This window comes from Seonamhaeicola sp. NFXS20, from assembly GCF_049132085.1.
Lineage (GTDB): Bacteria > Bacteroidota > Bacteroidia > Flavobacteriales > Flavobacteriaceae > Seonamhaeicola.
In genome coordinates this window covers 215,928-230,966 of the sequence record NZ_JAFMPU010000001.1, presented here as the reverse complement: position 1 = coordinate 230,966, position 15,039 = coordinate 215,928, and the positions used below count along the sequence as shown (strand labels likewise).

General features: G+C 32.4%; 14 protein-coding genes. 8 read left to right on the top strand and 6 right to left on the bottom strand.

Annotated elements, in window-relative coordinates; all coding sequences use genetic code 11:
• Window positions 1-13: 13 nt before the first annotated feature.
• A complete protein-coding gene (locus tag J1D01_RS01090; protein ID WP_421149552.1) occupies window positions 14-2,431 on the top strand; it encodes a TonB-dependent receptor in 2,418 nt (805 codons plus the stop codon).
• A 12-nt stretch (window positions 2,432-2,443) separates the two neighbouring features.
• A complete protein-coding gene (locus J1D01_RS01085; protein WP_372937650.1) occupies window positions 2,444-3,808 on the top strand; it encodes a hypothetical protein in 1,365 nt (454 codons plus the stop codon).
• Between the two features lie 84 nt (window positions 3,809-3,892).
• Here the strand turns inward: J1D01_RS01085 and pyk are convergent, their stop codons facing one another.
• The 5 genes from pyk to J1D01_RS01060 all read right to left on the bottom strand — a co-directional run bounded on the left by pyk (window position 3,893) and on the right by J1D01_RS01060 (window position 8,184).
• The gene (pyk, locus tag J1D01_RS01080) at window positions 3,893-5,335 is read right to left on the bottom strand and encodes a pyruvate kinase (RefSeq protein ID WP_421149551.1); all 1,443 of its coding nucleotides are present in this window, start codon (window positions 5,333-5,335) and stop codon (window positions 3,893-3,895) included.
• Window positions 5,335-5,817, bottom strand: coding sequence for an IPExxxVDY family protein (locus tag J1D01_RS01075; RefSeq protein WP_372938198.1), 483 nt, complete (start codon window positions 5,815-5,817; stop codon window positions 5,335-5,337). Before J1D01_RS01075 ends, pyk begins: the two co-directional genes overlap by 1 nt.
• 120 nt (window positions 5,818-5,937) lie before the next feature.
• Window positions 5,938-6,621: a ribonuclease III gene (rnc, locus tag J1D01_RS01070; RefSeq protein WP_372938197.1), complete on the bottom strand. Its 684-nt coding sequence runs from the start codon at window positions 6,619-6,621 to the stop codon at window positions 5,938-5,940.
• A 69-nt stretch (window positions 6,622-6,690) separates the two neighbouring features.
• Window positions 6,691-7,938 (bottom strand): beta-ketoacyl-ACP synthase II, encoded by a 1,248-nt coding sequence (fabF, locus tag J1D01_RS01065; RefSeq protein ID WP_372938196.1) that lies wholly within the window; start codon window positions 7,936-7,938, stop codon window positions 6,691-6,693.
• A gap of 12 nt (window positions 7,939-7,950) precedes the next feature.
• Window positions 7,951-8,184, bottom strand: a complete 234-nt coding sequence (locus J1D01_RS01060) for an acyl carrier protein (RefSeq protein WP_076698750.1) — start codon at window positions 8,182-8,184, stop codon at window positions 7,951-7,953.
• A 187-nt stretch (window positions 8,185-8,371) separates the two neighbouring features.
• Between J1D01_RS01060 and purN the strand changes: the two genes are divergently transcribed.
• The 6 genes from purN (at window position 8,372) to J1D01_RS01030 (ending at window position 13,846) form a co-directional block, all read left to right on the top strand.
• Window positions 8,372-8,938 carry a phosphoribosylglycinamide formyltransferase gene (gene purN, locus J1D01_RS01055; RefSeq protein ID WP_421149550.1) on the top strand — a complete coding sequence of 189 codons (567 nt, stop codon included), beginning with the start codon at window positions 8,372-8,374 and terminating at the stop codon, window positions 8,936-8,938.
• Window positions 8,931-9,572: a viroplasmin family protein gene (locus J1D01_RS01050; protein ID WP_421149549.1), complete on the top strand. Its 642-nt coding sequence runs from the start codon at window positions 8,931-8,933 to the stop codon at window positions 9,570-9,572. Before purN ends, J1D01_RS01050 begins: the two co-directional genes overlap by 8 nt.
• A 141-nt stretch (window positions 9,573-9,713) precedes the next feature.
• Window positions 9,714-9,905, top strand: coding sequence for a hypothetical protein (locus J1D01_RS01045; protein ID WP_421149548.1), 192 nt, complete (start codon window positions 9,714-9,716; stop codon window positions 9,903-9,905).
• A gap of 57 nt (window positions 9,906-9,962) precedes the next feature.
• Entirely contained in the window at window positions 9,963-10,718 is a 756-nt protein-coding gene (locus tag J1D01_RS01040) for a CPBP family intramembrane glutamic endopeptidase (RefSeq protein WP_421149547.1), read from the top strand.
• A 191-nt stretch (window positions 10,719-10,909) separates the two neighbouring features.
• A complete protein-coding gene (locus tag J1D01_RS01035) occupies window positions 10,910-11,836 on the top strand; it encodes a PfkB family carbohydrate kinase (protein WP_421149546.1) in 927 nt (308 codons plus the stop codon).
• A 111-nt stretch (window positions 11,837-11,947) separates the two neighbouring features.
• The gene (locus J1D01_RS01030; RefSeq protein ID WP_372938250.1) at window positions 11,948-13,846 is read left to right on the top strand and encodes an amidophosphoribosyltransferase; all 1,899 of its coding nucleotides are present in this window, start codon (window positions 11,948-11,950) and stop codon (window positions 13,844-13,846) included.
• A gap of 551 nt (window positions 13,847-14,397) precedes the next feature.
• On the opposite strand, the gene J1D01_RS01025 is transcribed toward J1D01_RS01030, so the two are convergent.
• Window positions 14,398-15,006, bottom strand: a complete 609-nt coding sequence (locus tag J1D01_RS01025) for a superoxide dismutase (protein ID WP_372938858.1) — start codon at window positions 15,004-15,006, stop codon at window positions 14,398-14,400.
• Between the last annotated feature and the right edge of the window lie 33 nt (window positions 15,007-15,039).

Sequence of the window (15,039 nt, the reverse complement as noted above, 5' to 3'; positions counted from 1 at the left end):
AAAAACTATTATTTTGGCAAAGTCGTTATTTTCTTTAATTGCAATTTGTTTTAGCTTAGGTGCAGTATCTCAAAATAGCACACTTTCTGGTTATGTTTTGTTTGATAATAATAAACCTGCTTTAGGCGCAACAATAGTTATTCAAAACAATTCTTTAAAACAAGAAACCTCAGCAGGAATTAATGGTGAGTTTGTATTTAAAAATCTTCCTTTTGGTAATTATTCACTAACAATAAGTTCGCTTAATGCTAAAAGCGTAACTAAACAAATTCAACTAAATAGCACTACAAAATCTGTTAATATTGTACTAGAAATAACAGATTATCAAGCCTTAAACGAAGTTTTAATACAAACAGAAACAGAAAAAAGAAAAACGGAAACCAAAGGTTTTTCTGTAAATCTTATTGAAACCAAAGAGGCAAGTTTAAGAAACGTTCAAACCAATGAACTTTTAAACTCAACAGTTGGTGTAAAACTTAGGCAAAATGGCGGTTTAGGTTCTAATGTTGAATACAGTTTAAATGGTTTGTCTGGTAACTCTGTAACCATTTTTATAGATGGCATTCCTATGTCTATGTACGGGTCATCATTTAACTTAAACAGTATTCCTCCTGCACTAATAGAGCGTGTTGAAGTTTATAAAGGTGTTATTCCTGGGCATTTGGCCGATGATGCACTAGGCGGTGCTATAAATATTGTTTTAAAAAAAGGAACTAAAACAAGTTTAAATGCATCGGTTTCTTATGGTTCATTCAACACCTTTCAGGCTAACATAAATGGTTTATATCGTTTTGAAAAATCTGGATTTACAATAAAAGCTTCTGCTTTTCATAATTATTCTGATAACGATTATAAAATTTCAGGACCAACTATTGTAGATATAGGTATTGGAGGGGTTGAAACTCCTATTACAGCAAGACGCTTTTATGACGCTTATCGCTCAACAGGAGGTATATTAAACTTAGGATATACTGATGTTAAATGGGCCGACCAATTTTTTATTGGGGTAACTGCATCTGATGATTATAAACAAGTACAACATGGTGCTTTTGTAACCAGACGCCCTTACAAAGGCCGGTTTTTAGAGTCTGATGCCTTATTAGCCAATTTGGTTTATTTAAAAAAAGATTTATTTGTTAACGGTTTAGATGTAAATGTTACAGGGTTATTTGGTAAACGAAACAGAATAGTTAATGATACTACAGCCATTGCTTATAGTTGGACAGGTAATAGAGCTATAGATTACAAAGGTGATGAATATGAATATACTTGGGGCTCGCAAAGTGAACAAGGACCAACACTACTTAATATAAAACGAAATGTATCATCTATAAGAGCTGGTGTTTCTTATAAAATAAATAGCAACCATAAAATTTTAGTGAACCATTTTTATAGTGGTTTAGATCGTGAAGATTCTGATGAAATGATTTCTTTACTTGAAAATACATTTCAGCAAACCAGCGATTTATACAAAAATATAACCTCATTAAGTTATGAACTAAATGCACTTAAAAATAAACTTAAACTAAATGTTTTTGGTAAACATTACAGGCAAAAAGTATTAAACACTGCACCCGAATTTAACGATGACGAAACAGAAGTTATTGAAACAGTTTATAAAAGCGATAAAAACTACAATGGTTTTGGACTAGCAGGGTCTTATACCTTTAAACCAACATTTACCTTGTTAGCTTCGGCCGAAAAAGCAATTAGACTGCCCAGTGAAATAGAAGTTTTTGGTGATGCAGGTGATAACGTTATTGCTAACCTTACAGTAAAACCAGAAATTAGTAAAAATTTTAATTTAGGGTTTCGTTTTGGGAAATACACTTTTAAAAATCATGACTTTACTATTTCTACCAATCTTTTTACCAGAAACATAGAAGATTTAATAGGGCTACCCGCTAGCAGTGAGGATAGTTGGGAAAACGATGAACTAGTACAATATGCAAATTTTGATGATAAAACCAGATCTAAGGGAATTGAGTTTCAATTAAGCTATAATTTTAAAAATAACTTTGGGCTTAATTTTAACCTATCTCGCTTAACTTTAGAATACACCAACAGATACGGTAATACCGTAAATATACCCAATACACCATTATTTACTATGAATGGTAGCTTACGCTATTCATTTAAAAATATCATCCAAAATAAATCTCGATTAAATCTTTATTACAGCAACTATTTTACTGATGAGTTTTTGTATTTAAATCCACCAGGAGATAGTAATACGGGGTATGATGAATTTGTAATCCCTAGTCAGTTTATTCAAGATTTAGGTTGTAGTTACATATTTCCTAATAAAAAACTGGTATTAAGCTTTGATGCCAAAAACATATTTGATAAAGCGGCCTACGATAACATGTCGGTACAAAAACCAGGACGTTCTTTTTATGTAAAATTAAATTATTCAATCAATAAATTTTAAAACAAGTATAAAATGAAACAAACTATTCTAAACCTTAAAACTTTAGCACTATTATTTAGTTCTTTAGCAATATTCTTTAGCTGTTCGGATGATGATCCAACAAATATTATTGAAGAAGACAATGAAGACAACAGCCGCTGGATAACCATAGCAGGTGCATTAATGGGAACAGACCCAGGAGATGGTAACGGTGGTACCTTAATTTACTCGGTTACTAAAGAAGATGCACAAGACCAAACCGTACAAATCGATCCATTCAACAATGGCTTTGTTGCCCCATCAAACCGTACAGCACGTTTACAAGCATCTGAAGATGGAAGCACAATATTTAATATTAGTTATGCTGGCGATACTGGGGGTGTTTACACAAAATACACCGTTGAAGGTGGTAATAACTTTGTAAAAACGGGTTCTGAAATTAGTATAGAGCCTTATGTTGGTACAGCACCACGTTGGATTAAATTATTTGATGGCGACCAAACCGGAGCTGCCGTTTACGTATCAACAGAGCATCAAGTTGATGACAATGACACTCCAGAAGATGTTACCGACGATTACTATACACATACAAACTCTACCATTGGTATTGTAACACTTGATTTAGTAAATTCTTCAATTAAAAATTTCCAAGAACACACTATTACTTTAAATGATGAAGATTCAGCAAACGGATACTATATTTCTCGTATAGATATGCCAACATTAAATACTGCTGGAGATAAATTATACATTGGTGCACGCATTAGTAAAATAGACCCAAGTACTTTAGAGAGCGACAGCGATTACGAAATTTTAGGTTCTAAAACAATTGTTCTAGATTACCCATCATTATTAAACCCAACAATAATAACATCAACTGTAGGTCATGGAAATACAAATGGCTACCGTAGCATTAATGCTTTTGAATATAACGGATCTGTATATCAAGCTAACCAAAGTGACCCAGAAGGTTCTTATATTTTAAAAATAGACGCTGATAATGAATATGATGATACTTATAATTTTAATTTAGATGAAGCCTTAGGTGTTACTGGTGCTTATGTTTTAGCTTGGAGACCTGCTGCAAATGGCAAAGGTGTTTTAGCTTATCGTCATGATGGTTCTCAAGAAGGCATTTCTGGAAGAGGAGAAAGTTACTTTGCTTTAATAGATTTAGAAGCTAAAACCGCCACTAAAATAGAAAGCATTCCTTATGAAGTAGATATGGAAATGTTCCAATATCAAGGTTATGCAGTTGATGGAAATGATATTTACTTAACTGCTGCTGCTGTTGGTAAAAATGGTAACATTTATATTGTAGATACAGAAACAGGTACCGTAACAAAAGGAGCCGAGTTAATAAATGCTGAAGGCAGCCACTTTATTGGTGCTTGGTAGTAAATAAAGCATTTTATAACTACAATAAAAAAGAGGGACAAAATTTTGTCCCTCTTTTTTTATTAAACTATGTTATAATTTAAATTAAAAACTACAGCTTTTAATTTCTGTAACACGCAACGTATTAACCATACCTTTATCTTGTATTGGCATTGCTGCTAAACTTACAAGCATATCACCAACATCTACATATCCTTTTTGGCAAGCTATTTTATTAACATCTTCAATAGTTTCATCTGTACTCACAAACTTATCATAATAAAAAGTACGCACTCCCCAAAGTAAACTAAGACGGGTTAATATGCGTTTGTTTGATGTGAAAACTAAAATATGACATGATGGTCTCCAAGCCGAAATTTGAAACGCTGTATAACCACTATTTGTTAAAGTTGAAATAGCTTTTGCATCAATTTCATTAGCCATATTTGCTGCGTGATAACAAATAGATTTTGTAATATATCTGTTAGTACGAATATGCGGCGGTAATTGTGGTACTTTAATTAAAGGTGAATTCTCTACACTTTTTAAAATGCTAGCCATTTGGCTAATTACCTGTACCGGGTAATTACCAACAGAGGTTTCACCTGAAAGCATTACAGCATCGGCTCCATCCATAACAGAGTTTGCAACATCATTAACCTCTGCTCTAGTTGGTGTTAAACTAGAAATCATGGTTTCCATCATTTGAGTTGCTATAATTACCGGTATTCTGGCTTTTTTAGCACGTAATACTAATTGCTTTTGAATTAAGGGTACATCGGCTGCAGGAATTTCAACACCTAAATCACCACGTGCTACCATAATACCATCACAATGAGTTACTATTTTATCAATGTTTTCTATAGCCTCTGGCTTTTCTATTTTGGCTACAATAGGAATTTTATGCTCTGAATGCTCATTAATTAAATCTCTTAATTGCATTAAATCTTCTGCATGACGTACAAAGGATAAGGCTATCCAATCTACATCAAGGCTAATGGCAAAAATAGCATCTTGTATATCTTTTTCGGTTAATGCCGGCTGTGATATATTGGTATTTGGTAAGTTTACACCTTTTTTTGATTTAAGTGGTCCGCCTTGAATTACTTTGGCTTTTACTTCAGATTTTTGATCTGTTGAAACTACTTCAAAAATAAGTTTACCATCATCTAAAAGAATGCGTTCTCCTGGTTTAGCATCTTGCGGAAACCTATCGTAAGTCATGTAAACACGCTCTTTGGTACCTTCAAAACGCTCTCCTGTTGCAAAAACAATCTCATCTCCGGGATTTACAACTACTTCTTCTTTCATAACACCAACACGAAGCTTTGGGCCTTGTAAATCTGCTAATATAGCAGCAGTAAAACCGTACTCTTCGTTTAGTTCTCGAATCATTTTTACACGTTCTGCAACATCCTCATAATCGGCATGAGAAAAATTTATCCTAAAAACATTAGCCCCTTCTTCAAGCATGCCTTTTAAAACTTCTTTACTACTTGTTGCGGGTCCTAATGTGGCTACTATTTTGGTCTTTTTTGTTAATGACATTAGCTAAAAATTAAATGATCTTTAGATTTCAATTTATCAGGTTTAATACTGTAGGCAGTTGCTACCTGTTGTATTTTTAATATACTATCTATAATATATTTTTCTTTATTAAAATTGAACTCGTTATCTATTTTTAAAAAATAATTAACGGTTTTATATTCTGGTAATAAGTAATTTATTTTGGTTGTTTTTTCTTGCAAACTAAATAATGAATTACTGTTGCCTTGTCTATAATCTTCCGTTTTACAAACATTAGATACTAAATTCCAAATGGTTTGTTGTTTGCAATCTTCCCACTCATAAATAGAATAGGTTAATTCTCCATTTTGAAAATCTAAATCTAATGGTTTTCTAACTAGAGTAATTCCTAAAAATTTATTTAAGAGATAAGCTATCCTATAATCTTCAAGAGTGCAATGTATTGCAATTAAAGTAAATAGGTCTTCTTCAATATCATCAAAAACAAGTTTATGAATTGCCATACCCTAATTTTGTAGGCGTAAATATAATATTTATAATATTGAATTGAGATAGGATTTAGTTAATCTTGAAAAGATAAGTAACTAAAACGTTGTAGTTAACTTTAAATTAACAGTAATTTTTTACAACGTTTTAGAAATCTTATTCTGAAAAGCAAAAAAGGCGCGTTTTGATGCTTTCTCTTCGGCTTTTTTCTTTGATGTTGCTCTGGCCTTTGCTACAACTTTTTGGTCTATTGATAATTTTACTGAAAAATGTCTTACATCATCGTTCCCTGTATCTTCATATACATTGTAACCAAAAGTTTTCTTTTCTTTTTGGCACCATTCTATAAGTAAACTTTTATAGCTAATAACTTTTCCCTCTAGTTTTTCAATATCTACTTTAGGGATGATAACGCGTTTAAAGATAAATTTCTCGCAATACTTATAACCTCGGTCTAAAAATATGGCGCCTACTAAAGCTTCAAATAAATTGCCGTGAATATTATCTCCAAATTGTCCGGCAGGTATTTTGCTTTCTACTAAATCAATTAGTTTTAATTCTCTTCCCAATTCATTTAAATGCTCTCTACTTACCACTTTAGAGCGCATTTTTGTTAGGTAACCTTCATCTCCACCAGGCACTTCCTGATATAAATGCGAGGCTACAACAGCACTTAGCATAGCATCACCTAAAAACTCTAAACGTTCATAATTTATAGCATTTCCTTCATCGTCTTTTATATTCATAGATCGATGTGTAAATGCTGTTTTGAAATATTCAATATTTTTAGGCTTGAATCCTACAATTTTAGTTATTTCCATAAAAAAATTCCCGTTGCGTTTAAAACGGGAATTTAATATGTTACGAATGTTTTTCACTCGGGATTCTGTCTATATTTTCTTGAATAATACACAAGCGTTGTGCCCGCCAAATCCAAATGTATTACTCATTGCTACTTTAACATCGCGCTTTTGAGCTTTGTTTAGAGTTAAATTTAATTCTGGATCAATATTTTCATCAACCGTAGTATGATTAATTGTTGGAGGTACTACACCATGCTCTATAGCTAAAATACTTGAGATGGCCTCAATAGCTCCAGCTGCACCTAACAGGTGCCCCGTCATTGATTTTGTTGAATTAATATTTATGTTTTTTGCATGACTACCAAACACTTTTGAAATGGCTTTAAGTTCTGCCACATCACCCAAAGGAGTAGAGGTTCCATGTGTATTAATATGGTCTACATCTTCTGGGTTTAGTCCCGCATTTTCTAAACAATTTTTCATCACCTCTACTACACCAAGTCCTTCTGGGTGAGGCGCTGTCATGTGATATGCGTCTGAAGATAATCCTCCACCTGCAACTTCAGCATAAATTTTTGCTCCTCTTGCTTTGGCATGCTCATATTCTTCTAAAACTAAAGCACCTGCACCTTCGCCTAAAACAAAACCATCTCTGGTTCCATCAAAAGGTCTTGAAGCTGTTTCAGGGCTTTCATTTCTAGTTGATAGTGCATGCATTGCATTAAAACCACCCATACCAGCAATGGTTACTGCAGCTTCACTTCCTCCGGTAACAACTACATCTGTATATCCTAAACGAATTGAGTTTAAGGCATCAAAAATAGCATTAGCAGAAGATGCACATGCAGAAACTGTTGTGTAGTTTGGTCCCATAAAACCATGTTTTATGGAGATGTTTGCTGGCGCAATATCAGCAATCATTTTTGGAATAAAGAAAGGGTTAAATCTTGGAGTTCCGTCACCAGCTGCATAGTTTAATACTTCTTGCTGAAAGGTTTCTAAACCGCCAATACCTGCTCCCCAAATAACACCTACACGCAACTTATTAACCTCATCTAGATTTAGTTTAGCGTCTGCTATGGCTTCATCTGAAGCTATCATAGCATACTGTGCAAACTTATCCATTCTTCGGGCTTCTTTTCGATCTATAAAATCGGTTACGTTAAAGTTTTTTACCTCGCATGCAAACTTGGTTTTAAACTTTTCAGCATCAAAATATGTTATAGGCGCAGCACCGCTTTTACCATTAATTAGGCCTTCCCAATATTCATCTATGGTATTACCTATAGGTGTTAAAGCCCCTAAACCTGTGACTACAACTCTCTTTAATTCCATAAAATAACGTGCTTATTTTGCAGCTTCTATATAAGAAATAGCTTGACCAACTGTTGCAATATTTTCAGCTTGATCGTCTGGGATTTGAATATCGAATTCTTTTTCGAATTCCATAATTAGCTCTACAGTATCTAATGAGTCTGCTCCTAAATCGTTAGTGAAGCTAGCTTCTGCAACAACTTCGTTTTCATCAACTCCTAATTTGTCTACGATAATAGCTTTAACTCTTGATGCAATGTCTGACATAATCTTTTAATTTTAAGTTTTAATTCAGTTGGCAAAAATAAAAAACTTTATTTTTAAAACACATGTTTACTTCAAAAATGTGTTTGTAATTTACTAAAATAACTTTTAAGTATTATAATTTTACCTACTAAATGTTAATAATTATTCTTTTTTTTGTTGAACAATCTTTAACATTATAATCTGTAATATGAAACGTGTGGTAATTTTTGCGTCCGGAAGCGGATCTAATGCTGAAAATTTAATTAAGTTTTTTCAAAATAGAAATAATGCATCTGTTATTCAGGTACTTACCAACAATCCTCATGCCAAAGTTTTAGAACGTGCCAAAAAACTTAAAGTAAGCGCTTTGTCTTTTAACAGAATAGCATTTACTAAAACCAAAGACGTATTAAACCTGTTAAAATCTTCAAAACCAGACCTTATTATATTAGCAGGTTTTTTATGGAAGTTTCCAGAATTTATTTTAAATGAATTTCCTAATAAGGTAATAAATGTACACCCTGCTTTATTACCAAAATTTGGAGGAAAAGGCATGTATGGTATGCATGTACATCAAGCTGTTGTGGCTAATAAAGAGACCGAAACAGGCATTACCATACATTATGTAAACGAAAATTATGATGAAGGTGCCACTATTTTTCAAGCTAAATGTGATGTGCTTCCTACTGACACTGCTGAAGATGTAGCCGCAAAAATTCATGAATTAGAGATGGAATATTTTCCAAAAGTGGTAGAAAAACTTTTAAATGAGTAAAAAAAAGAAAAAATATTATACCGTTTGGAAAGGTCATAAAACAGGTGTTTTTGAATCTTGGGATGATTGCAAAGCCCAAATTAAAGAATACCAAGGTGCTGTTTACAAATCATTTGACAGTTTTGACGCTGCCAAAAAAGCTTTAAATAGCAACTACAAAAACTATATAGGAAAGAAAAAAACCTTTAAAAGTGAACTATCTGACGAGCAACTCAAAAAAATTGGACAACCCAACCTCAACTCTATTGCTGTTGATGCCGCTTCTAGTGGCAACCCTGGCATTATGGAATACCGCGGTGTAGATACCAAAACAAAAAAACAGCTTTTTCATCAAGGACCTTTTGAAGAAGGCACCAATAATATTGGTGAGTTTTTAGCCATTGTTCACGGATTAGCCTTTTTAAAACAACATAATAGCGACCGTATTATATATACAGACTCTAAAACAGCCATGAGTTGGGTGCGCAAAAAAAACTGTAATACCAAATTAGAACGCACAGACAAAAATAAGGCGCTTTTTGAATTGGTAGATAGAGCCGAAAACTGGCTTAAAACCAACACTTACACAACAACTATTGTAAAATGGGAAACCAAAGCTTGGGGAGAGATTCCTGCAGATTTTGGCAGAAAATAATAGACTTTTTCATTAAAACTTACTAAAGAATATTTCACTGCAAGGTTTGTGCAGTGAATGGGTTTATCTTGCAAAAACTAAACAAATAATGCGCATTCTTTTGTTTTTTAAATTTTTGTATAACTTTAAATCTAAAAGATTATGACTTTAACAAAGTTCAATACTAAAGAACTAAATGCTAAAGAAAAGACCAATGTTAATGGCGGAACAGAAATTCCCTATTTAGACCCCAATGGATTCGATGGAGATAGTATTTTAGGTGGCCGTACTGCCTATTTTCATTTTGCCGTAAATTGGAATTTAATAGCCTATGGCATTAACAGCCTATTTTAGTTAACCCTATTAAACCCCATAGTGCTAATATATTATGGGGTTTATACTCTGTTAAACATGAAAAAACACTTTCCTTCAAACATTTTAGAGGTAATTGCTATAATGGGGATTGATATGGTTCCTTATTTCCCGCTATTTGCATTAAATACTTTTTTTCTAAAATTATCAATTGAAAAATCAGCTCTAATTACCAATATTTGTTCTTCCATTTTCACTTTAGGGATATATTATGTAGTCAATAAAAAAAATAATATTAAAGTGAAGTTCAACTTCAAAATTGATAAAAGCTTAGTTATCTTATCTTTAATCTTATTAACATATTTAGTAATCACCTTACCTATTTCTAACTTATTTCATAAAAATTTTATACCTTCAAAAACAAGGCTTATTTCAATTATAATACTTGCACCTGTTTTTGAAGAAATTATATTTAGAGGTATTATTTTAAAAGGGCTTTTAGTAAGCTATAAACCTAATAAATCCATAATAATATCTTCTGTTTTATTTTCATTAGAACACTTAATCTTCACAAACCTTATTGGATCTTCACTAAATATATTATGGGCCTTAATTTTAGGTTTGTTTTTAGGTTATGTGTATTTTAAAACCAGAAGTGTAGGAATGGTAATTATTCTTCATGCACTTAATAACGGTTTAGTTATTTTAGGGAACCTATTACAGCATCATGTCAACCATCACAAAAAAAGCTTCTTAACCTATATATACGAAAACTTCTCTGTTTATTTTTACTGTTTATGTTTAATTTTATTTGCTTACTTAATTAACAGATTAATTTCTAAAAAAGTGTTTTAATAAGAAGATAATTAAAAAGCCTAAAATAAATTAGACTCCAAGCTCAATTAAGTTGATAATTGCAATTGGAAGACTTCGCTTTATTTTAAAAGTCTCTTTTTCTACTCGAAAAAGAGTTTTAACCTACACAAAATTATTCTTGAATACCTCTATAAAAGACTTATATTTGCACAAAAATATCGCTCTTTTTTATGAGTAAATTAGTTATAGTTGGCACTATGGCATTTGATGCTATTGAAACGCCATTCGGAAAAACCGATAAAATACTTGGTGGTGCAGCAACTTTTATTGGTTTAGCCGCATCTCATTTTAATGTAGATACTGCAGCCGTATCTGTTGTTGGTGGAGACTTCCCTCAAAAATATTTAGACTTACTATCTAACAAAAATATTAACCTTACAGGTGTAGAAATTGTAAAAGAAGGAAAAACATTTTTCTGGAGTGGTAAATACCACAATGACATGAACTCTAGAGATACTCTAGTTACAGAGCTAAATACACTTGCAGATTTTAACCCTGTAGTTCCAGAAAATTATAAAGATGCTGGTGTGGTTATGTTAGGTAATTTACATCCTATCGTCCAATCTAGTGTTCTAGATCAAATGACAACAAAGCCAGATTTAGTTATTTTAGACACCATGAATTTCTGGATGGATTCTGCTCTAGAAGAATTACACAATGTTATAAAACGTGTTGATGTAATCACAATAAACGATGAAGAAGCTAGACAATTAACAGGAGAATATTCCTTAGTAGTTGCAGCAAGAAAAATTCATAGCATGGGGCCAAAATATGTAGTAATAAAGAAAGGAGAACACGGTGCGTTATTGTTTCATGACGACAATGTATTTTATGCACCAGCACTACCTTTAGAAGAAGTATTTGACCCAACAGGAGCTGGCGATACCTTTGCAGGCGGTTTTGCAGGTTACTTAGCAAAAACAAATGATACATCTTTTGAAAACATGAAAAATGCTATTATTTACGGATCAACATTAGCATCGTTTTGTGTTGAAAAATTTGGAACTGAGCGTATGCAAAATTTATCAAACGAAGAAGTGCATAAACGATTATTACAATTTAAGCAATTAACGCAATTTGAAATAGAATTAGAATAAAACAGCGCGCTCAAAATAGAGCGCGTTTTTAATTAAATATAAACCTAACAGCTGTTAGGAATAAATATAAAAATAGATTAATATTTCCGCGAAAGCGAAAACTTTTATGTAATGAGTGATATTCTTAAACACGAGTGTGGTATAGCCGTTATAAGACTTTTAAAACCTTTAGAATATTATAAAGAAAAATACGGTAGTGCATTTTATGGCGTAAATAAAATGTATTTAATGATGGAAAAACAACACAACCGTGGGCAAGATGGCGCAGGGTTTGCCAGCATTAAGCTAGACACACAACCAGGGCAACGTTATATAAGTAGAGTTAGGTCTATTGCTCAACAACCTATTCAAGACATTTTTTCTCAAATTAATGATCGTATTAATAATGAGTTTAAAGCACACCCAGAATACCTTAATGATGTAGCTGCCCAAAAAAGAAATATTCCATATATAGGAGAAGTGCTTCTTGGGCATGTACGCTATGGCACTTTTGGTAAAAATAGTGTAGAAAGTGTTCACCCGTTTTTAAGACAAAACAACTGGATGCACCGTAACTTAATTATGGCCGGAAACTTTAATATGACTAATGTTAAAGAACTATTTAGCAACCTAATTGAATTAGGGCAGCACCCAAAAGAATATACAGATACCATTACTGTAATGGAGAAAATTGGGCATTTTTTAGATGATGCCGTTAGTAAAATATATAAAGACTTAAAAAAAGAAGGTTACAATAAAAGAGATGCTTCTCCACAGATAGCAGAACGATTAAAAGTAGCTAAAATTTTAAGGCGCGCTGCAAAGAATTGGGATGGTGGTTACGCTATGGCTGGACTTATAGGTCATGGTGATTCATTTGTACTAAGAGACCCCGCAGGTATACGTCCTGCATATTACTATAAAGATGATGAAGTTGTTGTTGTAGCCTCAGAACGTCCTGTTATTCAAACCGTATTTAATGTAAAATTTGAAGATGTAAAAGAATTAGAACCAGGACAAGCCATAATTACTAAAAAATCTGGAGAAGTAAGATTTAAACAAATACTAGAACCTTTAGAACGTAAAGCATGCTCTTTTGAACGCATCTATTTTTCTAGAGGAAGTGATGCCGAGATTTATCAAGAACGAAAAATGCTAGGTAGGTTATTAATGCCCAAAGTAATGCAGGCTATTAATAATGATACTAAAAATACCGTTTTTTCATACATACCAAATACAGCAGAAACTTCATTTTATGGCATGATAGAAACTGCTGAAAATGAACTTAATAAAACTAAAACCAAAACCATTCTATCTGGGCAACGTAACATATCGGCAGAAAAAGTGACCGAAATTTTATCTGAAAGAATTAGGGTTGAAAAAATTGCTATTAAAGATGTAAAACTAAGAACCTTTATTACAGAAGATAGTAGCAGAGACGATTTAGTAGCCCATGTTTATGATATTACCTATGGCGTCGTAAAACCCAATGATAATTTGGTTATTATTGATGATAGTATAGTTCGCGGCACCACATTAAAAAAGAGTATTTTAAAAATGCTTGATAGATTAAATCCTAAAAAGATTATAGTCGTGTCATCAGCTCCTCAAATTCGTTATCCAGATTGTTATGGCATTGACATGGCAAACCTTGAAAGCTTAATAGCCTTTAGAGCTGCATTAGAATTACTTAAAGACAATAACAAATACCACATTGTTGAAGATGTGTATAATAAATGTAAGGCTCAAGAAGACTTAGAAGATAAAGACGTTCAAAACTTTGTAAAAGAAATATACAATCCTTTTACTGCAGAAGAAATCTCTAATAAAATAGCACACTTATTAAGTGATGAAAGTATAAATGCTGAAGTTAAAATAATTTTCCAAACCATTGAAAATTTACACAAAGCTTGTCCTAAAAACTTAGGAGATTGGTATTTTACAGGTAATTACCCAACAGTAGGAGGAAATAGAGTTGTAAACAGAGCATTTATTAATTTTTACGAAGGAAATAAAGAACGAGCTTATTAATTTTAAGTCCTTAAAAATCTTGCGGTTAAACCGTAAAAAGCGTATTTCATCTATTAAATACGCTTTTTATCTAATAAATAATCCTGTTATCTAAAATACATATAAATTGGTACCACCATAACATAAGTAGGTTAAGTTCATGGTAGATTTGGGGCAAAAAAAGGTGAACTCTCGTTCGCCTTTTTTTATGCAATTTAATTACATAGAATTCTTTCAAAAAAAGCGCTTCATTTCATTTCATCCTAATTTTTAAACCTTATCTCTGTTAAGCCAATTTATTAGTAGTTCACCCAAAATATTTTACCAGTCTTTAGCACAAATATATCTTTGAATCACCATAACATAAGTAGGTTAAGTTTATGGTAGATTTGGGGCAAAAAGGTGAGCGTTCTAGCTCACCTTTTTCATTTTATGTACTTTCCTCTCTTTAAAAAAAAAACAGTAATACTTTTTATAAATTTTAAATCTCAATTTCTTTAGTTAAAGGCATAAAAAAAACCGCCTAGAAAAATCTAGACGATTTAATTTATAACACTTAAAATTATATTTGACTACTTTGCTTCTGCGTAGCGTTTTTCAACTTCATTCCAATTAACAACATTAAAAAATGCTTTAATATAATCTGGACGTCTGTTTTGATAGTTTAAATAGTAAGCATGCTCCCATACATCTAATCCTAAAATTGGAGTTCCGCCACAACCAATACCTGGCATTAATGGATTGTCTTGGTTAGCAGTAGAGCAAATTTCTATTTTACCACCTTTATGAACACATAACCAAGCCCAACCAGAACCAAAACGTGTTGCTGCAGCTTTACTAAATTCGGCAATAAATTCATCTTTAGAACCAAAAGTAGACTCTATAGCATCTTTTAATTCTCCAGATAAATATCCTCTATCTTCTGGATTCATAACCGTCCAAAACAAAGAGTGATTGTAAAATCCACCTCCATTATTTCTAACAGCTCCATTGTCTAGGTCTAAATTAGTAAGAATATCTTCAATAGATTTTCCTTCTAAATCTGTTCCTGCTATTGCATTATTTAAATTGTTTGTATATCCTGCATGATGCTTAGTATGGTGTATTTCCATTGTACGTGCATCAATATGTGGTTCTAATGCATCATATGCATAACCTAAATCTGGTAATTCAAAAGCCATAATTTCTTATTTTATCTATTATTAATTAATTTC

Bases quoted from the DNA above. Each gene is read 5' to 3' on its own strand.
- J1D01_RS01060 (WP_076698750.1), bottom strand. From the start codon at position 8,184: ATGTCAGACATTGCATCAAGAGTTAAAGCTATTATCGTAGACAAATTA.
- J1D01_RS01085 (WP_372937650.1), top strand. From the start codon at position 2,444: ATGAAACAAACTATTCTAAACCTTAAAACTTTAGCACTATTATTTAGT.
- J1D01_RS01035 (WP_421149546.1), top strand. From the start codon at position 10,910: ATGAGTAAATTAGTTATAGTTGGCACTATGGCATTTGATGCTATTGAA.
- J1D01_RS01030 (WP_372938250.1), top strand. From the start codon at position 11,948: ATGAGTGATATTCTTAAACACGAGTGTGGTATAGCCGTTATAAGACTT.
- fabF (WP_372938196.1), bottom strand. From the start codon at position 7,938: ATGGAATTAAAGAGAGTTGTAGTCACAGGTTTAGGGGCTTTAACACCT.
- rnc (WP_372938197.1), bottom strand. From the start codon at position 6,621: ATGGAAATAACTAAAATTGTAGGATTCAAGCCTAAAAATATTGAATAT.
- J1D01_RS01075 (WP_372938198.1), bottom strand. From the start codon at position 5,817: ATGGCAATTCATAAACTTGTTTTTGATGATATTGAAGAAGACCTATTT.
- J1D01_RS01040 (WP_421149547.1), top strand. From the start codon at position 9,963: ATGAAAAAACACTTTCCTTCAAACATTTTAGAGGTAATTGCTATAATG.
- J1D01_RS01025 (WP_372938858.1), bottom strand. From the start codon at position 15,006: ATGGCTTTTGAATTACCAGATTTAGGTTATGCATATGATGCATTAGAA.
- pyk (WP_421149551.1), bottom strand. From the start codon at position 5,335: ATGTCATTAACAAAAAAGACCAAAATAGTAGCCACATTAGGACCCGCA.
- J1D01_RS01050 (WP_421149549.1), top strand. From the start codon at position 8,931: ATGAGTAAAAAAAAGAAAAAATATTATACCGTTTGGAAAGGTCATAAA.
- purN (WP_421149550.1), top strand. From the start codon at position 8,372: ATGAAACGTGTGGTAATTTTTGCGTCCGGAAGCGGATCTAATGCTGAA.
- J1D01_RS01045 (WP_421149548.1), top strand. From the start codon at position 9,714: ATGACTTTAACAAAGTTCAATACTAAAGAACTAAATGCTAAAGAAAAG.